This is a genomic window from Pseudomonas sp. RtIB026 (genome assembly GCF_016861355.2).
Classification (GTDB): Bacteria; Pseudomonadota; Gammaproteobacteria; order Pseudomonadales; family Pseudomonadaceae; genus Aquipseudomonas; species Aquipseudomonas peradeniyensis.
The window spans coordinates 3,264,384-3,288,031 of record NZ_AP023348.2; the positions used below are offsets into that span (position 1 = coordinate 3,264,384).

15 protein-coding genes are annotated in these 23,648 nt (G+C 65.4%); 10 read left to right on the forward strand and 5 right to left on the reverse strand.

Annotated features, from left to right (window positions below; all coding sequences use genetic code 11):
- Positions 1-143: 143 nt before the first annotated feature.
- The 6 genes from PRtIB026_RS14520 to PRtIB026_RS14545 all read left to right on the forward strand — a co-directional run bounded on the left by PRtIB026_RS14520 (position 144) and on the right by PRtIB026_RS14545 (position 11,334).
- On the forward strand, positions 144-1,424 hold the full coding sequence (locus PRtIB026_RS14520) for a serine/threonine transporter (protein WP_050705937.1): 1,281 nt from the start codon (positions 144-146) through the stop codon (positions 1,422-1,424).
- Between the two features lie 163 nt (positions 1,425-1,587).
- Complete coding sequence (tpx, locus tag PRtIB026_RS14525) at positions 1,588-2,088, forward strand: thiol peroxidase (RefSeq protein WP_203646916.1); 501 nt, start codon at positions 1,588-1,590, stop codon at positions 2,086-2,088.
- A gap of 288 nt (positions 2,089-2,376) precedes the next feature.
- Complete coding sequence (locus PRtIB026_RS14530) at positions 2,377-3,651, forward strand: MdtA/MuxA family multidrug efflux RND transporter periplasmic adaptor subunit (RefSeq protein WP_203646915.1); 1,275 nt, start codon at positions 2,377-2,379, stop codon at positions 3,649-3,651.
- Positions 3,648-6,746 carry an MdtB/MuxB family multidrug efflux RND transporter permease subunit gene (locus PRtIB026_RS14535; protein ID WP_203646914.1) on the forward strand — a complete coding sequence of 1,033 codons (3,099 nt, stop codon included), beginning with the start codon at positions 3,648-3,650 and terminating at the stop codon, positions 6,744-6,746. The genes PRtIB026_RS14530 and PRtIB026_RS14535 overlap by 4 nt, the downstream gene beginning before the upstream one ends.
- On the forward strand, positions 6,743-9,853 hold the full coding sequence (locus PRtIB026_RS14540) for a multidrug efflux RND transporter permease subunit (protein WP_186714632.1): 3,111 nt from the start codon (positions 6,743-6,745) through the stop codon (positions 9,851-9,853). The genes PRtIB026_RS14535 and PRtIB026_RS14540 overlap by 4 nt, the downstream gene beginning before the upstream one ends.
- On the forward strand, positions 9,850-11,334 hold the full coding sequence (locus tag PRtIB026_RS14545) for an efflux transporter outer membrane subunit (RefSeq protein ID WP_203646913.1): 1,485 nt from the start codon (positions 9,850-9,852) through the stop codon (positions 11,332-11,334). The genes PRtIB026_RS14540 and PRtIB026_RS14545 overlap by 4 nt, the downstream gene beginning before the upstream one ends.
- Before the next feature lie 854 nt (positions 11,335-12,188).
- On the opposite strand, the gene PRtIB026_RS14550 is transcribed toward PRtIB026_RS14545, so the two are convergent.
- The 3 genes from PRtIB026_RS14550 to PRtIB026_RS14560 are packed head-to-tail and all read right to left on the reverse strand — an operon-like array spanning position 12,189 to position 14,836.
- Positions 12,189-12,776 carry a TetR/AcrR family transcriptional regulator gene (locus PRtIB026_RS14550; RefSeq protein WP_234560376.1) on the reverse strand — a complete coding sequence of 196 codons (588 nt, stop codon included), beginning with the start codon at positions 12,774-12,776 and terminating at the stop codon, positions 12,189-12,191.
- Between the two features lie 12 nt (positions 12,777-12,788).
- The gene (locus PRtIB026_RS14555; RefSeq protein ID WP_186715304.1) at positions 12,789-13,637 is read right to left on the reverse strand and encodes a 3-hydroxybutyryl-CoA dehydrogenase; all 849 of its coding nucleotides are present in this window, start codon (positions 13,635-13,637) and stop codon (positions 12,789-12,791) included.
- A gap of 14 nt (positions 13,638-13,651) precedes the next feature.
- The gene (locus PRtIB026_RS14560) at positions 13,652-14,836 is read right to left on the reverse strand and encodes an acetyl-CoA C-acyltransferase family protein (protein ID WP_203646910.1); all 1,185 of its coding nucleotides are present in this window, start codon (positions 14,834-14,836) and stop codon (positions 13,652-13,654) included.
- Between the two features lie 171 nt (positions 14,837-15,007).
- Here PRtIB026_RS14560 and PRtIB026_RS14565 point away from each other — a divergent pair, with 171 nt between their 5' ends.
- Positions 15,008-16,033, forward strand: coding sequence for an AraC family transcriptional regulator (locus PRtIB026_RS14565; RefSeq protein WP_203646908.1), 1,026 nt, complete (start codon positions 15,008-15,010; stop codon positions 16,031-16,033).
- 832 nt (positions 16,034-16,865) lie between these two features.
- On the opposite strand, the gene PRtIB026_RS14570 is transcribed toward PRtIB026_RS14565, so the two are convergent.
- A complete protein-coding gene (locus tag PRtIB026_RS14570; protein ID WP_203646906.1) occupies positions 16,866-17,384 on the reverse strand; it encodes a GNAT family N-acetyltransferase in 519 nt (172 codons plus the stop codon).
- Positions 17,385-17,571: 187 nt separating this feature from the next.
- Here PRtIB026_RS14570 and PRtIB026_RS14575 point away from each other — a divergent pair, with 187 nt between their 5' ends.
- From PRtIB026_RS14575 to PRtIB026_RS14585, 3 genes are all read left to right on the forward strand, one after another.
- Complete coding sequence (locus PRtIB026_RS14575) at positions 17,572-18,471, forward strand: class I SAM-dependent methyltransferase (RefSeq protein WP_254464058.1); 900 nt, start codon at positions 17,572-17,574, stop codon at positions 18,469-18,471.
- 120 nt (positions 18,472-18,591) lie between these two features.
- Complete coding sequence (locus PRtIB026_RS14580) at positions 18,592-19,794, forward strand: DUF3142 domain-containing protein (protein WP_203646904.1); 1,203 nt, start codon at positions 18,592-18,594, stop codon at positions 19,792-19,794.
- Complete coding sequence (locus PRtIB026_RS14585) at positions 19,781-21,928, forward strand: hypothetical protein (protein WP_203646903.1); 2,148 nt, start codon at positions 19,781-19,783, stop codon at positions 21,926-21,928. The genes PRtIB026_RS14580 and PRtIB026_RS14585 overlap by 14 nt, the downstream gene beginning before the upstream one ends.
- 170 nt (positions 21,929-22,098) lie before the next feature.
- Here the strand turns inward: PRtIB026_RS14585 and PRtIB026_RS14590 are convergent, their stop codons facing one another.
- Entirely contained in the window at positions 22,099-23,640 is a 1,542-nt protein-coding gene (locus PRtIB026_RS14590) for an ABC transporter substrate-binding protein (protein WP_203646902.1), read from the reverse strand.
- Positions 23,641-23,648 lie beyond the last annotated feature (8 nt).

A 23,648-nucleotide genomic window follows, 5' to 3' on the forward strand; every position in this document is an offset into this window, starting at 1 on the left:
GTGCAACCGTCCCTCGGGCGGGGCTTCCCCAAGTGCAACCTTTGCATGCACAATCGCGCCCCTCTTCCCCGGTTGAGTTGGGCGAATCGTCTATTTCGCCATTCTCAGCCTGTTGCAGTCTTGCGAGTGGAGCGTCACCCGGAATGAATGAGCAGGCCCCAAGCGTTGAACAACGCTTTGTAGAATCGACCCCCGCCACCCTCGGCAGCTGGTCGCGTCAAGACACCACCTGGATGCTGGGCCTGTTCGGCACGGCCATCGGCGCCGGAACCCTGTTCCTGCCCATCAACGCCGGCCTTGGCGGTTTCTGGCCGCTGCTGGTCCTGGCCTTGCTGGCCTTCCCCATGACCTACTTCGCCCACCGCGGGCTGACCCGCTTCGTGCTCTCCGGCAGCAAGGGCGGCGACATCACCGAGGTGGTCGAGGAGCATTTCGGCATCACCGCCGGCGCGCTGATCACCGTCCTGTACTTCTTCGCCATCTTCCCGATCCTGCTGATCTACAGCGTGGCGCTGACCAACACCGTCAGCAGCTTCATGGAGCACCAGCTGCACATCGCGCCGCCACCGCGGGCGATCCTGTCGTTCGTGCTGATTCTCGGCTTGCTGGCCATCGTCCGTTGCGGCGAGCAGGCCACGGTCAAGGTCATGAGCCTGCTGGTCTACCCGTTCATCGTCGCCCTGGCGCTGCTGGCCCTGTACCTGGTGCCGCACTGGACCGGCGGCATCCTCGACACCGCCACCCAGGTGCCGTCGGGCTCGGCCTTCCTGCACACCGTGTGGCTGGCGATTCCGGTGATGGTGTTCTCGTTCAACCATTCGCCGATCATCTCGGCCTTCGCCGTCGACCAGAAACGCCGCTACGGCGAGCACGCCGATGAGCGCAGCGGCCAGATCCTGCGTCGTGCGCACCTGCTGATGGTGCTGATGGTGCTGTTCTTCGTGTTCAGCTGCGTGCTGACCCTGAGCAGCGCCCAGCTGGCCGAGGCCAAGGCGCAGAACCTGTCGATCCTGTCGTACCTGGCCAACCACTTCGAGCAGCCGGCCATCGCCTTCGCAGCGCCCCTGATCGCCTTCATCGCCATTGCCAAGTCGTTCCTGGGCCACTACATCGGTGCCAGCGAGGGCCTCAAGGGCATGATCGTCAAGTCCGGCATGCGCCCGGGCGCCAAGGCCCTGGACCGCATCGTCGCCGCGCTGATGCTGGTGGTGTGCTGGATCGTCGCCACCCTCAACCCGAGCATCCTCGGCATGATTGAATCCCTCGGCGGCCCGATCATCGCCGTGCTGCTGTTCCTGATGCCGATGTACGCCATCCGTCGCGTGCCATCGATGCGCAAGTACAGCGGCGCGCTGTCCAACCTGTTCGTGGTGGTCGTCGGCCTGGTGGCCCTGACCTCGGTGGTGTACGGCCTGCTGGCCTGAGTCCCGTCACGTAGGAAAAGCGCCCGGGTCGACGCCAGTCACCCGGGCGTTTGTCTACAGGAATTGCCCGAACGTAGGACAATTTCATCTTTGCCCATAGGCACTTGCGTTCCTTCATGGTTAACTCTGAGTCCTTTTCCAACCCCGCATAAGGATTTCCGCCATGGCTCAAGTGACTCTCAAAGGCAACCCGGTTCAGGTCAGCGGTGAACTGCCGAAGCAAGGCGCCGCGGCACCTGCCTTCTCCCTGGTCGCTGGCGACCTGTCGAACAAGTCGCTGGCCGACTTCGCCGGCAAGCGCAAGGTGCTGAACATCTTCCCGAGCGTCGACACCCCGACCTGCGCTACCTCGGTGCGTACCTTCAACAAGAAGGCAGGTGATCTGGCCAACACCGTGGTGCTGTGCATCTCCGCCGACCTGCCGTTCGCCCAGGCGCGCTTCTGCGGCGCCGAAGGCCTGGAGAACGTGAAGAACCTGTCGACCCTGCGTGGCCGCGAGTTCCTGGAAAACTACGGTGTGGCCATTGCCGACGGCCCGCTGGCCGGGCTGGCCGCCCGCGCCGTGGTGGTGCTGGACGAAAACGACAAGGTGCTGCACAGCGAGCTGGTGGGCGAAATCGCCGACGAGCCGAACTACGAGGCGGCGCTGGCTGTCCTGAAGTAAGTGACGCTGGGGCCGCCTTGCGGCCCTTTCGCGGCACAAGGCCGCTCCTACAGAAAACGCTGAATCCTGTAGGAGCGGCCTTGTGCCGCGAAAGGGGCGAAGCACCCCCAGGGGTTACACCCTGTAACGGCCTGGACCCTGTTCCAGGCCGTTTTCATTTAAAGTTCACCCCTTTGCCAACGTCAGCCGAAGGTAAAGCACTGGTAAAGCCCCTTTGCTAAAGCGATGCCAGTGCTTATCGTTCACGCTCTCCACGCCGTCTTTCTCTGAACAAGGTTCGTTCGACCCATGCAAGCCTCCAATTCCCGTTCCCCTCGTCGCTGGCTGTTCGGCCTGCTGATCCTGCTGCTGGTGGCCCTGCTGGCCTGGTGGCTGTGGCCCGCGGCGACCGTCCACAAGGAGGACGCCGGGCACCGACCGGGCAAGGGCGGGCGACCGGGCTTCGGTGCCTCCACCGAGGCGGTGCCGGTACGGGTCGAACCCGTGCGTGTCGGGGACTTCCCGCTGTACTACAAGGCCCTCGGCACCGTCACCGCCACCAACACGGTCAACGTGCGCAGCCGGGTCGCCGGCGAGCTGGTCAAGGTCCACTTCAAGGAAGGTCAGCAGGTCAAGGCAGGCGACCTGCTCGCCGAGATCGACCCACGTTCCTATCGCATCGCCCTGCAGCAGGCCGAAGGCACCCTGGCGCAGAACCAGGCGCAGCTGAAGAACGCCCAGGTCGACCTGGCTCGCTATAAAGGCCTGTACGCCGAGGACAGCATCGCCAAGCAGACCCTCGACACCGCCGAAGCCCAGGTCGGTCAGTTCCAGGGACTGGTCAAGACCAACCAGGCCCAGGTCAACGACGCTCGCCTTAACCTCGAATTCACCCAGATCCGCGCACCGATCAACGGCCGCGTGGGCCTGCGCCAGCTGGACCTGGGCAACCTGGTGGCGGCCAACGACACCACGGCGCTGGTGGTCATCACCCAGACCCAGCCGATCAGTGTTGCCTTCACCCTGCCGGAAACCCAGCTCGACACCGTCCTGGCCCGCTACCGCAGCGGTGCCAGCCTACCGGTCGAGGCCTGGGACCGGGGCGATCAGAAGCTGCAGTCCACCGGCGTGCTGGGCAGCCTCGATAACCAGATCGACGTCGCCACCGGCACCCTGAAGTTCAAGGGCACCTTCCAGAACACCGACCACGCGCTGTTCCCCAACCAGTTCGTCAATGTGCGCCTGCTGGCCGATACTTTCAAACAGGTGGTGCTGGCTCCGGCCGCGGCGATCCAGTTCGGCAACGACGGCACCTTCGCCTATGTGGTCAACGCCGAGAACACCATCAACGTGCGCAAGCTCAAGGTCGGCGCCAGCGATGGCGAGAACACGGTGATCGTCGAGGGCCTGGCCGCTGGCGAGCGCCTGGTGCTGGAAGGCACCGACCGCCTGCGCGAAGGCACCAAGGTCGATGTGGTCGAGGATAGCTCGCAAGTGCCGACCACCCCTGGCCAGCACCTGCAGGGGCAGGGCGCCAAGGGCTCGGCCCAGGCCGCTGAACCAGGCACCAAGGCGGGCGCATGAACCTTTCGCGCCTGTTCATCCTGCGGCCGGTCGCCACCACGCTGAGCATGCTGGCCATCGTCCTGGCCGGCCTGATCGCCTACAGGCTGCTGCCGGTGGCGGCCTTGCCCCAGGTCGACTACCCGACCATCCGCGTCATGACCCTGTACCCCGGCGCCAGCCCGCAGGTGATGACCAGTGCCGTCACCGCGCCGCTGGAACGCCAGTTCGGGCAGATGCCGGGCCTGGAGCAGATGGCCTCGACCAGCTCCGGCGGCGCCTCGGTACTGACCCTGCGCTTCAACCTCGACATGAACATGGATGTCGCCGAGCAGCAGGTGCAGGCCGCGATCAACGCCGCCAGCAACCTGCTGCCCAGCGACCTGCCGGCGCCGCCGGTGTACAACAAGGTCAACCCGGCCGACACCCCGGTGCTGACCCTGGCCATTTCCTCGAAGACCATGCCGCTGCCCAAGCTCAACGACCTGGTCGACACCCGCGTGGCGCAGAAGATCGCCCAGATCAGCGGCGTCGGCATGGTCAGCATCGCCGGCGGCCAGCGCCAGGCCGTGCGGATCAAGGTCAACGTCGACGCCCTGGCCGCCAACGGCCTGAACCTGGACGACGTGCGTACCTTGATCGGCGCCTCCAACGTCAACCAGCCCAAGGGCAACTTCGACGGCCCGACCCGGGTGTCGATGCTCGACGCCAACGACCAGCTGCGCTCGCCCGAGGAATACGCCAACCTCATCCTCAAGTACAGCAATGGCGCGCCGCTGCGCCTGAAGGACGTCGCCGAGATCGTCGACGGCGCCGAGAACGAACGGCTGGCCGCCTGGGCCAACCAGAACGAGGCGGTGCTGCTGAACATCCAGCGCCAGCCCGGCGCCAACGTCATCGAGGTGGTCGACCGGATCAAGGAACTGCTGCCGTCGATCACCGACAACCTGCCGGCGGGCCTGGATGTCAGCGTGCTTACCGACCGCACCCAGACCATCCGCGCCGCCGTGCGCGATGTGCAGCACGAGTTGCTGTTCGCCATCGCCCTGGTGGTGATGGTCACCTTCGTCTTCCTGCGCCGCTTCAGCGCCACCATCATCCCCTCCATCGCCGTGCCGCTGTCACTGATCGGCACCTTCGGGGTGATGTACCTGGCGGGTTTTTCGGTCAACAACCTCACCTTGATGGCCCTGACCATCGCCACCGGTTTCGTGGTGGACGATGCCATCGTCATGCTGGAGAACATCTCCCGGCACATCGAGGAGGGCGAAACACCCATGCAGGCCGCGCTCAAGGGCGCCAAGCAGATTGGTTTCACCTTGATCTCGCTGACTTTCTCGCTGATCGCCGTGCTGATTCCGCTGCTGTTCATGGCCGATGTGGTCGGGCGGCTGTTCCGCGAGTTCGCCATCACCCTGGCGGTGGCCATCCTGATTTCCCTGGTGGTGTCGCTGACCTTGACGCCGATGATGTGCGCGCGCCTGCTCAAGCGCGAACCCAAGGAAGAGGAACAAGGCCGCTTCTACCGCGCCAGCGGTGCCTGGATCGACTGGCTGATCAAGCACTACGGCACCACCCTGACCTGGGTGCTCGAGCGCCAGCCGCTGACCCTGCTGGTGGCCGTGGCCACCCTGGCATTGACCGTGGTGCTGTACCTGATGGTGCCCAAGGGCTTCTTCCCGGCCCAGGATACCGGGGTCATCCAGGGCATCTCCGAGGCGCCGCAATCGACCTCGTTCGCCGCCATGAGCGAGCGCCAGCAATCCCTGGCCAAGGTGATCCTGCAGGACCCGGCGGTACAGAGCCTGTCCTCGTATATAGGCGTGGACGGCGATAACGCCACCCTCAACAGCGGCCGCCTGCTGATCAACCTCAAGCCTCACGGCGAGCGCGACGTCACCGCCGCCGAGGTGATCAACCGCCTGCAGCCGCAGCTCGACAGGCTGGTCGGCATCCGCCTGTTCATGCAGCCGGTGCAGGACCTGAGCATCGAGGACCGGGTCAGCCGCACCCAGTACCAGTTCAGCCTGAGCTCGCCGGATGCCGACATGCTCGCCGAATGGAGCGGCAAGCTGGTGCAGGCGCTCAAGGACCGTCCCGAACTGCAGGACGTGGCCAGCGACCTGCAGGATCAGGGCCTGCAGGTATTCCTGGTGATCGACCGCGATATGGCCAGTCGCCTGGGGATTACCGTGGCGCAGATCACCAACGCGCTGTATGACGCCTTCGGCCAGCGGCAGATCTCGACCATCTACACCCAGGCCAGCCAGTACCGCGTGGTGCTGCAGTCGCAGACCGCGGCCAGCCTCGGCCCGCAGGCCCTGGAATCGATCCACGTCAAGGCCACCGACGGCGGTCAGGTGCGCCTGTCGGCCCTGGCGCGCATCGAGCAACGCCAGGCCCAGCTGGCGATCTCGCACATCGGCCAGTTCCCGGCGGTGATGATGTCGTTCAACCTGGCTCATGGCGCGTCCCTGGGCGAGGCGGTCAAGGTGATCGAGCAGGTGCAGCAGGACATCGGCATGCCGATCGGTGTACAGACCCGCTTCCAGGGCGCCGCCGAGGCGTTCCAGGCCTCGCTGTCGAGCACCTTGCTGCTGATCCTGGCCGCGGTGGTGACCATGTACATCGTGCTGGGCGTGCTCTACGAGAGCTACATCCACCCGGTGACCATCCTCTCCACATTGCCGTCTGCGGCGGTGGGGGCCTTGCTGGCGTTGCTGCTGAGCGGCAACGACCTGGGCATGATTGCCATCATCGGCATCATCCTGCTGATCGGCATCGTCAAGAAGAACGCGATCATGATGATCGACTTCGCCCTGGAGGCCGAGCGCCATCAGGGCATGAGCCCACGTGACGCGATCTACCAGGCGGCGCTGCTGCGCTTCCGGCCGATCCTGATGACCACCCTGGCCGCGCTGTTCGGCGCCATGCCGCTGATGCTCGCCACCGGCTCCGGCGCCGAGCTGCGCCAGCCGCTGGGCCTGGTGATGGTCGGCGGCTTGTTGGTCAGCCAGGTGCTGACGCTGTTCACCACGCCGGTCATCTACCTGTACTTCGACCGCCTGGCGCGCCGCTGGCGCCCGGCTGACGATGCGCGGCAGGCCGAAGCATGAACCTGTCCGGACCCTTTATCCGCCGGCCGGTAGCCACCATGCTGCTGAGCCTGGCGATCATGCTGCTGGGCGGGGTGAGCTTCGGCCTGCTGCCGGTGTCGCCGCTGCCGCAGATGGACTTCCCGGTGATCGTGGTGCAGGCCAGCCTGCCCGGCGCAAGCCCGGAGGTCATGGCCTCCACCGTGGCCACGCCGCTGGAGCGCAAGCTCGGTGCCATCGCCGGCGTCACCACCCTGACCAGCAGTTCCAACCAGGGCTCGACCCGGGTGATCATCGGCTTCGAGCTGGGCCGCGATATCGACGGCGCGGCGCGCGAGGTGCAGGCGGCGATCAACGCCACCCGCAACCTGCTGCCCAGCGGCATGCGCAGCATGCCCACCTACAAGAAGATCAACCCGTCCCAGGCGCCGATCATGGTGCTGTCGCTGACCTCGGACGTGCTGTCCAAGGGCAAGCTCTACGACCTGGCCGACACCATCCTGTCCCAGAGCCTGGCGCAGGTCAGCGGGGTAGGGGAGGTGCAGATCGGCGGCAGCTCGCTGCCGGCGGTGCGCATCGAGCTGGAACCGCAGTTGCTCAACCAGTACGGCCTGTCCCTGGACGACGTGCGCAATGCGGTGGCCAACGCCAACCAGCGCCGGCCCATGGGCTTCGTCGAAGACCATGAGCGCAACTGGCAGGTGCGCGCCAACGACCAGTTGGAGACCGCCGAGGACTACAAGCCGCTGGTGATCCGCCAGCAGAACGGCGCGATCCTGCGCCTGTCCGACGTGGCCAAGGTCAGCGATGGCGTGGAGAACCGCTACAACAGCGGTTTCTTCAACGACGAGAGCGCGGTGCTGCTGGTGGTCAACCGCCAGACCAACGCCAACATCATCCAGACCGTCGAGCAGATCAAGGCCGAGCTGCCGGCCTTGCAGTCGCTGCTGCCGGCCAGCGTCAAGCTCAACGTGGCCATGGACCGCTCGCCGGTGATCAAGGCCACCTTGAAGGAGGCCGAGCACACCCTGCTGATCGCCGTGGTGCTGGTGATCCTGGTGGTCTATCTGTTTCTCGGCAACCTGCGCGCCTCGCTGATCCCGAGCCTGGCGGTGCCGGTGTCGCTGGTGGGCACCTTCGCGGTCATGTACCTGTGCGGGTTCTCGCTGAACAACCTGTCGCTGATGGCGCTGATTCTCGCCACCGGCCTGGTGGTGGACGACGCCATCGTGGTGCTGGAGAACATCTCGCGGCATATCGAGAACGGCGAAAACCCCATGCGCGCCGCCTACAAGGGCGCGCAGGAGGTGGGCTTCACCCTGCTGTCGATGAACGTCTCGCTGGTGGCGGTGTTCGTCTCGATCCTGTTCATGGGCGGTATCGTGCGCGGGCTGTTCAAGGAGTTCTCGATCACCCTGGCCGCGGCGATCATCGTCTCGCTGGTGGTGTCGCTGACGCTGACGCCGATGCTCTGCTCGCGCTGGCTCAAGGTCCACGGCCCGCAGCAGCAGACCCGCCTGCAACGCTGGAGCGACCGCATCCACCAGCGCATGGTCGCCGGCTACGACAAGAGCCTGGGCTGGGCGCTGCGCCACAAGCGCCTGACCCTGTTCAGCCTGCTGGCCACCATCGGGCTGAACATCGCCCTGTACGTGGTGGTGCCCAAGACCCTGATGCCGCAGCAGGACACCGGCCAGCTGCAAGGTTTCATCCGTGGCGACGACGGCCTGTCGTTCACCGTGATGCAGCCGAAGATGGAAATCTACCGCCGCGCCCTGCTCAAGGACCCGGCGGTGGAAAGCGTCGCTGGTTTCATCGGCGGCAACAGCGGCACCAACAACGCCTTCGTGCTGGTGCGCCTCAAACCGATCGCCGAGCGCAAGGAGAACGCGCAGAAGGTGATCGACCGCCTGCGCAAGGACCTGCCGAAGATCCCCGGCGGGCGTCTGTACCTGATGGCCGACCAGGACCTGCAACTGGGCGGTGGCGGTCGCGACCAGAGCACCTCACAGTACCTTTACACCCTGCAGAGCGGCGACCTGGCAGCCCTGCGCGAGTGGTTCCCGAAGGTGGCCGCCGAGCTGCGCAAGCTGCCCGAGCTGACCGCCATCGACGCCCGCGACGGCGCCGGCACCCAGCAGGTGACCCTGGTGGTCGACCGTGACCAGGCCAAGCGCCTGGGCATCGACATGGACATGGTCACCGCGGTGCTGAACAACGCCTACAGCCAGCGGCAGATCTCGACCATCTACGACAGCCTCAACCAGTACCAGGTGGTGCTGGAGATCAACCCGAAATACGCCTGGGACCCGAGCACCCTGGAGCAGGTGCAGGTGATCACTGCCGACGGCGCCCGGGTGCCGCTGTCCACCTTCGCCCGCTACGAGAACAGCCTGGCCAACGACCGCGTCAGCCACGAAGGGCAGTTCGCCTCCGAGGACATCTCGTTCGACGTCGCCGAAGGCTACAGCCCCGACCAGGCCATGGCCGCGCTGGAACGCGCGGTGGCCAAGCTCGGCCTGCCCGAGTCGGTGATCGCCAAGCTCGGCGGCGACGCCGACGCCTTCACCAAGACCACCGAAGGCCAGCCGCTGATGATCCTCGGCGCCCTGGTGCTGGTGTACCTGGTGCTGGGCATCCTCTACGAGAGCTACATCCACCCGCTGACGATCCTCTCCACGCTGCCCTCGGCCGGTGTCGGCGCCTTGCTGGCGCTGTACCTGACCGGTGGCGAGTTCAGCCTGATCTCGTTGCTCGGGCTGTTCCTGCTGATCGGCGTGGTGAAGAAGAACGCCATCTTGATGATCGACCTGGCGCTGCAGTTGGAGCGCCACGACGGCCTGTCGCCGGAGGAGTCGATCCGCCGCGCCTGCCTGCTGCGCCTGCGGCCGATCCTGATGACCACCCTGGCGGCGATCCTCGGCGCGCTGCCGTTGCTGCTCAGCCGCGCCGAGGGCGCCGAGATGCGCCAGCCGCTGGGCCTGACCATCATCGGCGGCCTGGTGTTCAGCCAGATCCTCACCCTCTACACCACGCCCGTGGTCTACCTGTACCTCGATCGCCTGCGCCACCGGTTCAACCGCTGGCGCGGCGTGCGCACCGACGCTGCCCTGGATACCCCGCTATGAACTTTGCCCACACCCGAATCCATCGTGCCCTCAAGCGGCTGACCCACGGGCGCGGTTCGCGCCTGGTCAGCGCCGGGTTGTGCGTGGCCATGCTCAGCGCCTGTACCCTGAGCCCGGACTACCAGCGCCCGGAAATCAGCACCCCGGCGCAGTTCAAGCAGGCCGAAGGCTGGACCCAGGCCAACCCGTCCGACGCCATCGCCCGCGGGGCGTGGTGGGAGATCTATGGCGACAAGCAGCTTGACGCCCTGGTGGAGGAGCTCAACCGCAGCAACCAGACGGTGGCGCAGTACGAGGCGCAGTACCGCCAGGCCCAGGCGCTGGTGCGCAGCAGCCGTGCCTCGCTGTTCCCTTCGCTGAACCTGACCACCAGCAAGAACCGTTCAGCCCAGGGCACCGGCAGTTCCAGCTCCAGCCTGTCGAACAACAGCAGTGGCATCCGCGACACCTACAACGCGCAGCTCGGGGTGAGCTGGGAGATCGACCTGTGGGGCAAGTTGCGTGAAACCATGAACGCCAACGAATCCAGCGCCGAGGCCAGCCTGGCCGACATGGCGGCCATTCGCCTGAGCCAGCAATCGGAACTGGTGCAGAACTACCTGCAATTGCGGGTGATCGACGCGCAGAAGCGCCTGCTTGAAGCCACGGTCGCAACTTATGAGCGGTCGTTGAAGATGAACGAGAACCAGTACCGCGCCGGGGTTGCCGGGCCGGATGCCGTGGCCCAGGCGCGTACCCAGCTCAAGAGCACCCAGGCCGACCTGATCGACCTGGCCTGGCAGCGGGCGCAGTACGAGAACGCCATCGCCGTGTTGATGGGCAAGGCGCCGGCTGATTTTGCCCTGGCGGCGAGCAACGATATTCCGGCGTTGCCGCAGGTGCCGCTGTCGCTGCCGTCGCAGCTGCTCGAGCGGCGTCCCGACATTGCCTCGGCCGAGCGCAAGGTGATGGCGGCCAACTCGAACATCGGCGTGTCGCGGGCGGCGTATTTCCCGGATCTGTCGCTGAGCATGAACGGGGGGTACTCCAGCAGCAGCTTCAACAACTGGATCGAGTTGCCCAACCGTTACTGGTCGGTCGGGCCGCAACTGGCGCTGACGCTGTTTGACGCCGGCAAGCGCAGTGCCGAGGTCGACCGGACGGTGGCGGTGTACGACCAGACCGTGGCGCAGTATCGGCAGACGGTGCTCGACGGGTTCAAGGAGGTCGAGAACTATCTGGTGCAGCTCAAGGTGTACGGGGACGAGGCGGTGGTGCGGCAGGAGGCGCTGGACGCGGCGCGGGAGTCGTTGCGGTTGACCGAGAACCAGTACAAGGCGGGGTTGATCGGGTATCTGGATGTGGTCAATGTGCAGACGACGGCGCTCAGCAACGAGCGGAGTGTGTTGACGTTGTTGCAGGGGCGGTTGGTGGCGAGTGTGCAGTTGATTGCGGCGCTTGGGGGAGGGTGGGATGTTGGGCGGGATTTGGTAGTGGAGTAGAGTTGGGTTTTTGGTTTTTTGGTTGTTTTGTAAGTTGTATGCGCATTCATTTGCGATGTCGACGCTTATTCACCTTTCCGCCCTTACGGCGGGTAACTTTTTGAGGGATCAAAAAGTCACCAAAAAATCCTCGCTCCATTCATCCGGCCCTACGCTTCGCTCCGGGTTCCCTCACTCCGGCCTTGCTCCCGGGAGGACCGCGCTGCAGGGCCCATCCTGGGCCCCAGCGCTTGACGGGCATCCATGCCCGTCACCTCCCTCCGCAAGTCCTGCGTTCGGCCTCCTGAAGTCGCGAAGTTACGGGCGGCGCCTGGACTGGCGCAGCTGTCGCTAGTGGGAGCCTAATTAATCTCTCGATCACATCGCGGGGCAAGCCCGCTCCTACACGATAGTCGCCGTTATATAAATCCCTGTAGGAGCGGGCTTGCCCCGCGAAAGGGCCGGAACAGCCAATACATAACTAACTGTAAAACAACTAACTTCGCATTTCTTACTCTTGCTCTTGCTTCTAAGCGCGCGATAGTTCAGGCAACACCAATTGCGACTTCAGGAGGCCGAGCGGAGTTCTTGCGGAGGGAGGTGACGGCCATGGATGGCCGTCAAGCGCTGCGCCCCAGGATGGGGCGTTCAGCGCGGTCCTCCCGGGAGCAAGAACGGAGCGAGGGGACCCCGGAGCGAAGCGCAGGGGCCGGATGAACGGAGCGGAACGGTTTTGCCTACTTTTCCCTAGAGAAAAGTAGGTCGCCGTAAAGGCGAAAAGGTGACTAAATGTCGACATCACCTACGAATGCGTATAAAAAAACCAAAACAATCACCAGAGAACCAGAGAACCAGAGAACCAGAGAACCAGAACCCTACCCCAAAGCCCTCTCCACAGCCCCCCCCACCAAACGCTCCATCAACCCAACCCCCTCCGCCTCACCCAGCCCCTTCCCCCGCAACATCCCAGGCAACTGGTTCAACAGCGTCGCCAGCACATGCCCGGTAGCCGCGAGGACCTCGGCCCCCAGCCGCGCCTGCGGCGCAATCAACCGCAAAAGCCCGGTTTCATAGCGCTCCCGCAAGCCCGCCAGCCGCGCCTGCTGCTCCCCGGTCAGGCAGCAGACATCCCGCTCGGCCAGACGAAACTGCAAAGGCCGCTCCGCATGCAACTGCCAGTGCGCGGCAATCAGGCAAGCCAGCACTGGCCGGCCCTGGGCCCGCGCCCGACGGCCCAGGTCCAGGGTGGCCTGCAACTCCTCGTACAACTCCTCGATCAAGTCATACAACAGGTCCTGCTTGCTGGGGAAATGGTGGTACAGCGAGCCCGCGGTCAAGCCCACGTGCGCCGCCAGCTCACGCATGCTGACCTGGCCGAAGCCTTTTTCGGCGAACAGGGCCATGGCCCGGTCACGCCGCTCCTCGAAGTTGGCGCAGCGCAGCGCCGCGTTGACCGGGGGCATCACGCGGCTCCTCTAGTAGGTGAAGAAGCCGCGGCCGCTCTTGCGCCCGAGGTAACCGGCGGCAACCATCTCCTTGAGCAGTGGGGCGGGGCGGTACTTGCTGTCGTTGAAGCCTTCGTGGAAGGCCTCCATGATCGCCAGCAAGGTGTCCAGGCCCACCAGGTCGGCCAGGGCCAGCGGGCCGATCGGCTGGTTGCAGCCCAGGCGCATGCCGGTGTCGATGTCCTCGGCGCTGGCCAGGCCTTCCTGGAACACGAAGATCGCCTCGTTGATCATCGGCACCAGGATCCGGTTGACCACGAAGCCCGGGCGGTTGCCGGCAGTGATCGGGGTCTTGCCGAGCTTCTCGGTGACCAGCAGCGCCTGGGCGTAGGTCGCATCGCTGGTCTGCAGGCCCCGGATGATCTCGACCAGCGCCATCATCGGCACCGGGTTGAAGAAGTGCACGCCGATGAAACGCTGCGGCTGCTCGATGCTGGCCGCCAGTTGGGTGACCGACAGCGACGAGGTGTTGGTGGCGATCAGGCACTCGGCACCGACATTGGCGGCCACCTGCTGCAGGATGCGCTGCTTGAGGGCGAGGTTCTCGGTGGCCGCCTCGATCACCAGCTGCGCGTCCGCCAACTGGGCGTAGTCGGTGCTGGTGCGGATGCGCGCCTTGGCTGCGCTGGCCTTGTCGGCGTCGATGGTGCCCTTGCCGACCTGGCGCTCCAGGTTCTTGCCCAGGGTCGCCACGCCGCGCTCCAGCGCGGCGTCGGAGACGTCCACCAGCAGGACCTGGTAGCCGGCCAGTGCGCACACCTGGGCGATGCCGTTGCCCATGGTGCCGGCGCCGATCACGGCGATGCGTTCGATGTTCATGTTGCTGACTCCTTTCAGACGCGTTCGAAGACGACGGCGATGCCTTGGCCGCCGCCGATGCACATGGTGGCCAGGGCGTAGCGGCCCTGGACGCGGTGCAGTTCATGGATGGCCTTGGTGGCGATGATCGCGCCGGTGGCGCCGACCGGGTGGCCGAGGGAAATGCCCGAACCGTTGGGGTTGACCTTCTCCGGGTCGAAGCCCAGGGCGCGGGCAACGGCGCAGGCCTGGGAGGCGAAGGCTTCGTTGGATTCGATCACGTCCAGGTCGGCGACCTTCAGGCCGGCCTTCTCCAGCACCTTCTGCGTGGCCGGGATCGGGCCCAGGCCCATCAGTGCCGGCTCCACGCCGGCGTGGGCGTAGGCGACGATCCGCGCCAGTGGCTTGAGGCCCTGGCGGCGCACGGCGTCACCGGTGGCCAGGACCAGGCCGGCGGCGCCGTCGTTGATGCTGCTGGCGTTGCCGGCGGTGACGGTGCCGTCCTTCTTGAATACCGCCTTCATGGCCGCCAGCTGTTCGGCGCTGGCGTCGCCGCGCACGTTCTCGTCCACGGCGAATTGCACGGGGCCTTTGCGGGTCTTGATCTCGATCGGCACGATCTGGCCGTCGAAGCGGCCCTCGGCAATGGCGCGGGCGGCACGGCGCTGGCTGGTCAGGGCGACCTCGTCCTGCATCTCGCGGCTGATGCCGTGGGCCGCCGCGACGTTCTCGGCGGTGATGCCCATGTGGAAGTGCTCGAACGGGTCCTGAAGGATGCCGACCATGTAGTCGATGCCCTGCAGGTCGCCCATGCGCGCGCCCCAGCGGGCCTGTGGCAGCAGGTAGGGGCCGCGGCTCATGGATTCGGCGCCGGCGGCCAGGGCGATGTCGCTGTCGCCCAGCAGCAGGCCCTGGGTGGCTGAAACGATGGCCTGCAGACCCGAGCCGCACAGGCGGTTGACGCTGAAGGCCGGGGTTTCCTTGGGGATGCCTGCGTTCATGGCCGCGACCCGCCCCAGATAGGCGTCGCGTGGCTCGGTGGGGATCACGTTGCCCATCACCACATGGCCGATCTGCTCGGCGGCGATGCCCGAACGCTCGATGGCGGCGCGGGTCACCTGGGTGGCGAGGTCGGCCAGCGGCAGGTCCTTGAGCGAACCGCCGAAGCTGCCGATGGCTGAACGTACCGCGCTGACGACAAAGATTTCTGTGCTGCTCATGGGGGCTCCGTTTGCGAAGGCGTGGCGGGGTGGAGGTGGCTCTGCGAGAATGGCGGCCGCACCCTCCCGGGGTGGATCGAGTCTAGGCAAAGGTCTTCAGGTGGCCTATGCCGGATCTGTTCAATCAACCTGGCATTTTTTGCCACTCAGCATAGACAGCGGACTTCTGCCATGCGCGATAGCGATACGGTCGCGGTGTATTTCCTCAATGCCATGCTCCACGCCCTGCGTGAGCGGCCACAGGCACGCGACGCCCATCTGCGGGCGGTGGGCATTGATCCGCAGGTGCTGGCCGAGCCTCTGGCGCGGGTGCCGGCAAAGGCTTTCGCCCAACTGTGGTTGGCGCTGATCGACGAGCTGCACGACGAGTTCTTCCACCTTGACAGCCATGGCATGCCCCTGGGCAGCTTCGCCCTGATCTGCCGCGGGCTGATCCAGGAACCCACCCTGGGCAAGGCGTTGCGCCAGTGCCTGGGCAGTTTCGCCCTGTTCCTGCGCGACCTGAACGGCAGTGTCACGGTGCGCGGCGCGCGCGCGGTGATCAGTGTGCAGTCGAACATCACCGATCCGCTGACCCGGGTCTATGCCGAGGAAACCTACCTGGTGCTGGTGATCGGCTTGTTGTGCTGGCTGGCGGGAAGGCGCATCGCCATCGACCGCACCGAGCTGGCCCTGGCGCGGCCGACGCAGGAGGATGATGCGTTGCTGTGGGGGCCGGACCTGCGCCTGGGCAGCGGGCGTACCGAGGTGGAGTTCGACAGCGCCTGGCTGCGCCTGCCGGTGGTGCAGGACCTGGCGGCGCTGAAGGGCTTCCTGCGCAGTGCGCCGCAGGGGCTGGTGATTCGCTTTCGCAACCAGAACGGCCTGGTGGCCGAGGTCTACCGCCACCTGCGTGCCCGCCACTACGGGCAGTGGCCGACCCTCAACGCCATGGCCGAGCGGCAGGGGCTTAGCGCCAGCAGCTTCCGCCGCCGGCTGGAGCGGGAAGGGCGCTCGTACCAGCAGATCAAGGATGAGGTGCGCCGAGCAATGGCTTTCGAGTTGCTGCGCGAAGGGCACCTGAGCATTGCCGAGATTGCCGAGCACACCGGGTTCCAGGAGCCCAGCGCGTTTCACCGAGCGTTCAAGAAATGGACCGGGCAGAGTCCGGGCAGTTACCGGGCCAAGGGGAAACATGATTCGTGGTGTACTACGTAGTACGTAATATTCGGGGCAGGTGTCGGGCGATAAACTTGCAGCGCCCATCAGATCGAGCGCAGACAGCACAAGACAGTTGCTCCCACATTTGTTGCAACGTGCCGAACCTGTCAGGCTATGGTTGCCCGCCTTGGTGCATGTCTTGAGACAGGTGGGGCGACAGCGCTGTCCACGCTGAGACCGCGTCGGACCCACAAGGCGGACCAGGTAATGGCACAGGATTGACTGGCCCGAAACAGATGTGGGAGCAACTGTCTTGCTCAATTTTTAGAATCTGGCGCGATCCCTGTGGGAGCGGGTTTACCCGCGAAGCAGGCGACGCGGTACCTGGCACCGGCTATGCCGGTGTTCGCGGCTGAAGCCGCTCCCACAGCGACCGCGCGGCCCTCAAGCCACGCGCTACGCCTGTGGGAGCAACTGTCTTGCTCAATTTTTAGAATCTGGCGCGATCCATGTGGGAGCGGGTTTACCCGCGAAGCAGGCGACGCGGTACCTGGCACCGGCTATGCCGGTGTTCGCGGCTGAAGCCGCTCCCACAGCGACCGCGCAGCCCTCAAGCCACGCGCCACGCCTGTGGGAGCAACTGTCTTGCTCAATTTTTAGAATCTGGCGCGATCCCTGTGTGGGCCTTGCGTCGCGCTCGATATCATAGGCGCTGAATTTCTCTCGGCGAACACCCCAGTGCCCAAACCAGCCACTGGCGCAGCATCGTCGGATAGAGGTTGCCGGCGCGGAACGAAAACACGCCGTACTGTTGCGCCTTGCGCGCCTGCCCGGTCATCGCCGTGCGCCAGAAGGCGCGGGGCGGCACTCATTGGTAGGGGGTCATGGGTTATCCGTGCAGCTCGAGGCTGTAGATGAGTTCGTCGTGCCAGCGGCCACCGAGCCGGTAGGCCTCGGGCACACGGCGGGCGAGGGTGAAGCCGCACTTCTCCAGGACCCGGCAGGAGGCCGTGTTGCCGTCGGTGACGGTGGCCTCCAGCGAGGTGAGACCGGTGGCGCTGGCGAAATCCACGATCACCCGCAGCGATTCACTGCCCAGGCCCTGGCCGTGCCACTCGGGCAGCAGCAGATAGCCGCATTCGGCATGCCCTGGGCGCAGCACGCGCAGGCCGGTGACTCCGACGTCCCGGCCGCTGGCCTTGTCGGTCATCACCAGGCACAGCCAGTGTTCGGCGCCGGGTGACCAGTCCGGCAGGCGATGCTCGAACCCCCGGCGCACTTCGCTTTCCGGCAGCTCGTCGAACACATGGCGCATGGTCTCGGGCTCGCGGTGGAGCCTGAGGAACAGCGGCCAGTCGGCTTCGGCCAGGGGGCGCAGGTACAACCGATCGGTGTGCAGCTCCAGCATCCGGTGCTCCTTGCGGGATTGGGAGGGCTGGAGGATTTGTACGCCGGGTTGCCTTGAGGTTCAAGCCTTTGTCCGCTGTTTGCGCGATGTGCTGAACAAGCGTCACGGTCCGATGCGCCACGGGCTTGCGGCTCTACTAATCTCAAAGGGCTATTCAAATAACCTTGCGTCCCACCGGAGGTTGACCATGAGAGGCTTGAGCCGCGCACTGGATGATTTTCAGAATGACATCGTCGGTGGCGATTACCTGCACGCCATCAACTGCATGAACGAACTGCTGACCGAGTACCGCCAGGGGCTGTCCGACACGCTCTGGCGGGAAAGTGTGGTCGATCAGTGTCGTCAGCACCCGATATTCCAGTTGCTCAAGCAAGATCCCTATACATCACGCGCCTTCGACAAACCCAGAGGTTATCCGGGGGATGCGGTGATGCTGGACTACGCCTACTACCAACAGCCGCCATCGGATGCCAGCGAGCTGGGCAAGCGGATCTTCAACGTCGTGACCTCTAGCCCGAATGCGCTCAGTGTGCGTTGGCGGCGCGAGCATATCGCCTGGTTGATCGAGCAAATGGCAGGCCAACGGGAAACGTTGGCGCTGATGAGTGTGGCTTGCGGACATTGCCGGGAGCTGGAGCTGCTTACGCCATCGACCCGCGCGCGCATCACCCGTTTCGTTGCCTTTGACAATGATGCCGAGACGCTGGCTCAGGCTAGGCAAGTCTCTCCCGAGATCACGACTTGGCAGTGCAATGTCAAGAGCTTGCCTGAAAACGGTGAGCACAACGGCTTCGACTTCATCTACAGCATTGGTATCTACGACTATCTCAGCCACGCCCAGGCAGCGAAGCTCACCACCTGGCTGATGGCCAGACTCAATCCGGGGGGGCGAATGCTGATTGCGAACTTCACTGCGGACAACTGGGGGCGGGGCTACATGGAAGCGTTCATGGACTGGAACCTGGTGCTTCGATCACGCGAGCAGATGAGAGGGTTCATACCCCAAGGCGCGTCAACGCACACCTGCCTGTACTTCGATCCCTACCGGAATGTCATCTATCTATTGCTCAGCCGACCCGCCAGCTAGGCCGTCAGGCACCTGACCGGACTCCGTGATTAAACGATCAGCTCCGTGTCCATCCTTTGGTGCGCTGGGGTAAAATCTGCACTTCACCCCGGCGCCAACACCCGTCAGACAAAGGACTGTATGCCCGCCATCCCGCTACTGCGTCGTCTTTTCGCAGGTTTCGTCCTCGCAGTGCTCGCCGGCTGCCAGCCCGCCCCTGCACCGCCCCTCGACCAGCAACTCTACATCTGGCAACGCCAGTGGCGGCCGGCCCACGAACAGGCCCTGGCCGATAGCCGCGCCGACTTCTCGACCCTGCGTGTGCTGGCCTTGCAAGCCCAGCCCAAGGCAGGCTGGAGCAGGGCGCTGGTCAACCTGCCTCAGCTCAAGGCCGATGGCCGCCCAGTGATCGCCGTGGTGCGGCTGGACGGTCAGTTGCCCGCGCTCGACCTGCAGCTGGCCGGCACCCAGATCGCCCAATTGCTGGCCGACTGGCAGGCCGCCGGCTTGGCCCCAAGCGGGCTCGAGATCGACCATGACAGCGGCAGCGCCCGCCTGCCGGGCTATACCGAATTTCTCCTGAAACTGCGCGAGCAACTGCCGCCGGGCCTGAAACTGAGCATCACCGCGCTGCCCGCCTGGCTCGACAGCCCGCACCTGCCGGCGCTGTTGCAGGCGGTGGACAGCAGCGTGTTGCAGGTACACGCGGTGAGCGATCCCCGTCGAGGCCTGTTCGATCCGCTCCAGGCGAAGACCTGGGCCGAACGCTGGAGTCGTGTCGGTGACAGGCCGTTCTACCTGGCCTTGCCCGCCTATGGCGTCGCGCTGCTGCCGGATACCGGCGGTGCGCCGGTGGTGGAAAGTGAAACCCCATTGAACCGGCCCGGCGAGCGCCGCGAGCTGCTGGCCGATCCGCAGCAACTGGCGGACCTGGGCAGGCAACTGCGGGACAAGCCGCCCGCGCACCTGGCCGGGCTGATCTGGTTCCGCCTGCCGTTGCCCGGCGACCGCCGGGCCTGGAGCCTGGCTACCCTGAAGGCGGTGGCGCGCGGCGACACGCTCGCCAGTCAGTGGCGGGTCGAACTGTCCGGGCAAGGCGGGCTCTTCGACATCAGCCTGGTCAATGTCGGCAATCTCGACTTGGCGGTGCCCGCGCGCGTGGAACTGAACGTCGAATCCTGCGACGCCGCGGATGGGCTCAACGGCTACCGCCTGCAGCAATCCCCCCAACACCTCGTCTTCAACCGCCAGTCCAGCGTGCGTGTGGCCGCTGGCGGCCGGCGCGTCCTCGGTTGGGCGCGCTGCCATGGAATCGATCAAGGAGCATGGAATGTCTACCCCTGACTGGACCCGACGCTTGCTGTGCCTGTCCCTGAGCGTGCCGGTCGGCACGGCGCTGGCCTGTGGCCCGGACTTCCCGATGCGCCTGCTGGATGACCGGGCACAGACCCTGGCCGAGCTGCCGGAAGGCAATTTCGGCTTCGAGGTGAATCGCCTCGGCGAGCAGTTGGCAGGCCTCAAGCCCACCACCGAGATGACCCTGACCCCTTACTGGGACGGTGACGACAACGACCGGTCTTACCGTGAGCAGCGCCGCCGGATCGAAGCCAGCGAGTTGCCGGAATCGCTGCGCGAAAAGGTCGCGCAACTGCGTGCCCTGCAGGATCCGCAACAGGTGCTGGAGCAGGGCGCCGAACTGCCGGATGAACTGCGCCTGTACATTGCCGGCGCAGTGGCCTTCGACACCGACGACCACGCCCTGGCGGCGGACTATTTCGCCAAGGTGCTGGCCCTGCCGGCCGATCAACGCAAGTTGCGCAGCACCTGGGCGGCCTACTCGCTGGGGCGGGCGCTGATGGCCCGCAGCTTCGAGGCCAGCGATGATCCGCAACAGACGCCGCAGGCCCTGCAAACCCAGGCACGCGAGGCCTTCCACCAGGCCCGCACACTCAGCGCCGAAGGTTTCAGCGATCCGTTGGAGCTGGGGGTGGCCAGCCTTGGCGAAGAGGCCCGCCTGGCCAAGCTCGCTGGCGACTGGAACAGCGCCATCCAGTTGTATGCCAGCCAGAGCCGGCTGGGCTCGGGCAGCGGCTACAGCTCGCTCAGGCAGCTTGCCGACGAACTGGTGAACCTGCCGGATGAACAGCTGAAGACACTGCTGGCACAACCGATGCCACGCAAACTGCTCACCGCCTACCTGCTCAGCCATGTCGGCTGGGATTACGACGGCCAGCCGCCGACCCAGGCCCGGCGCCTGCCCGCATTGCTGCAGGCCAGTGTCGGCGACAAGCTGGAAGACGCCGACCGCCTGGCTGCGTTGACCTACCAGCAAGGCAACTATGCCGCGACCAGAAGCTATCTGCAGCAGGCAGGCGACACGGGCCTTGCCTGGTGGCTGCGCGCCAAGCTGGCCTTGCGCGACGGCGACAAAAAACAGGCAGCGGCGGCCTATGCCAAGGCCGCCGCCGCGTTCCCCCGCGAAGAGTCATGGGGTTCGCGACAGACACCCGATTGGGACTACGAAAGCGTGAAGCCCGGCTGCCGCGTCGAAGGCGAAGGCGCGATCCTGGCGTTGGAGCGCGGCGACTACCTGCAGGCCTTCGACCTGCTGTACCGCAGCCAGGAGATCTACTGGCAGGACACGGCCAGCGTGGCCGACCGCGTGCTGACCCTGGATGAGCTCAAAGGCTACGTCGATGCCCATGTGCCGGCGCCGCCAGCGCCCAAGGCAGAGGAGGGCGGTTACGTGCCGCGACCAGTGGCGACGCAACTGCGCGAGCTGCTGGGGCGACGCTTGCTGCGCGAAGGACGCTACGACGAAGCACCCGGCTACTTCGCCACGCCGCAGTTGCAGGCCGACGCCAAGGCCTACGGCCAGCACCGCCAGGACGCCATCTCGCGCTGGACGCCTACCGGCCGCGCTGAAGCACTGTACGCCGCAGCGACTTTGGCGCGCAGCGCGGGCATGGAGATCCTCGGTTATGAAATGGCGCCCGACTACGCCTGGCTGGGCGGCAGCTACAGCCTGGGCAGCGCCGAAGTGCAGCCAGGGCCGTTCCTGGCCGCGGGCGAAGTGCAGCGCCAACTGGCGACCGAGGCCAAGCCCGATCAGCGCTACCACTACCGCTATGTCGCCGCCGACCTGGCCAACCAGGCCGCTGACCAGCTGCCACGCAGCAGCCAGGCCTTTGCCGCGGTGCTGTGCACGGCGGCCGGATGGGTGCCCGGCAGCGAACAGGAAAGCACGTTGTACAGACGCTATGTCCAGCAGGGTCCGTTCGTGCAGTGGGCGGAAGATTTCGGTAAGCAGTGCGAGGAGCCCCGGTTCGACCAGGCCAACAAGCGCTTCCTGACCGAGAAGCTCGATAGCGTGCGCACGGCGTTGCGGCCGTACAAGGCGCAGGTGCTGCCGGTGGGGTTGGTGGTGCTGGCGGGGGTTGCCTGGGCGTGGATGCGGCGGCGCAAGGCTAGGGGTTGATATGAGGGGGCGGCGCTGGATTCTCGAGGTGTAGGACGAGAGAGTTGCAGCGCCTATCAGATCGAGCGCCGCCCGCGCGGCGCTCGGTCTCAAGGGCGCGACAAGACTACCGCCAGGCACCTGTCCGCCACAACGCGGTCAAAAGGCAGCCATGAGCCGCCCCACGGGTTTCAGTTCTGCGCGGTCTTCTGACCGGCCTCCAGCTTCACCGTCTCCTCCAGGGTGAAACGCCCCAGCGGGTTCTGCAGGAAGTTCTGGATATTGCTGCGCGAGATGTTGATGTACGGGCTGTAGTACAGGTCGATCCAGTGCACGTCCTGCTTGGCCAGCTTCTGCAGGTCCTGGTACATCTGCTTGCGCTTGACCGGGTCGGTTTCCACCCGGGCCGCGGCCACCAGGTCCTTGACCTTGTCGTTGTGGTAGCGGGTCATGTAGTTCATGTTGGTGTCGTGGCCCAGCACGAAGGTGGTCTTCTGGTCCGGGTCGAGCACGTCATTGGTCCAGTACATCACCGACAGGTCATAGTCACCGTCGACCAGCATCTGCCAGCTCTGGGTCGGGTCGACCTTCTGCAGGTTGGCGGTGATGCCGACATCGGCCAGCTGCTTTTGCACCAGCACGGCGATCTGCTCGTCGGCCTCGTTGCCGGCGTTGACCACGTAGTTGACCTTCAGCCCCTCGGCACCGGCTTTTTTCAGCAGCTCGCGGGCCTTGGCCGGGTCGAACGGGCGCTGCGGGTTGTCGGCGTTGTGGTAGAGCGCACCCTTGGGAATGTACGAGTAGGCCATTTCGCCGTGACCGAAGGTCACCGTGTCCACCAGCGCCTTCTTGTCGATCGCCAGGTCGATGGCCTCGCGCACTTCCTGTTTGCCCAGCAGGCCCTTGGAGTGGTTGATCAGCAGGTGGTCTTCACGGGTCGAGGGGTCGATATGGATGGTGATCTTCTTGTCCTTCTGCAACTCGTCCACCTGGGTGAACGGCACAAAGATCGCCGAGTCCAGTTCGCCGGCCTGGACCTTCATCATGCGCGTGCGGTCATCCGGGATGGAGATCCACTCCACGCCATCCAGGCTGACCTTGTCGGCCTGCCAGAACTCCGGGTTCTTCTCCAGGATCACCCGGTCGCCCCGTAGCCATTCCTTGAGTTTGAAGGCCCCGGACACCACCGGGTTCTGTGCGTATTCCTCCTCGCCGAGCTTGTCCATGGCCTTTTTCGACAGGATCGAGATGTTGGCGGTGGCGAGCTGGGCCAGGAACGGCACCGACTTGCTGTGCAGGGTCACCACCAGGGTATGCGGGTCGGCGGCCTTGGCGGTGTCGATGATCTTGTACGAGTCGGCCCAGAGCGAACCCGGGTTGTCGCGGATGCGCAGCAGGGAGAAGGCGGCGTCCTCGGCGGTGATCGGCGAGCCGTCGGAGAACTTGGCCTCGCGCATCTTGAAGGTGTAGGTCAGGCCGTCGTCGGAAACCTTCCAGCTTTCGGCCAGGCCCGGCACCAGCCGGGTGCCGCTGTTGTCGACGCGGATCAGCACGTCATAGACGTTGGCGAACACCCAGCTGTCGCGGTTCTGCGCGCTCTTGATCGGGTCGAAGGTGGTGCTTTCCTCACGGCAGCCGATGGTCAGCACGCCGGCGGCCTGGGCCATGCCGCTGGCCAGGGTGCTGGCAGCCAGTATGGCGGCGGTGAGAAGTTTCAATGCGGCGGGTTTCATGCTCAAGC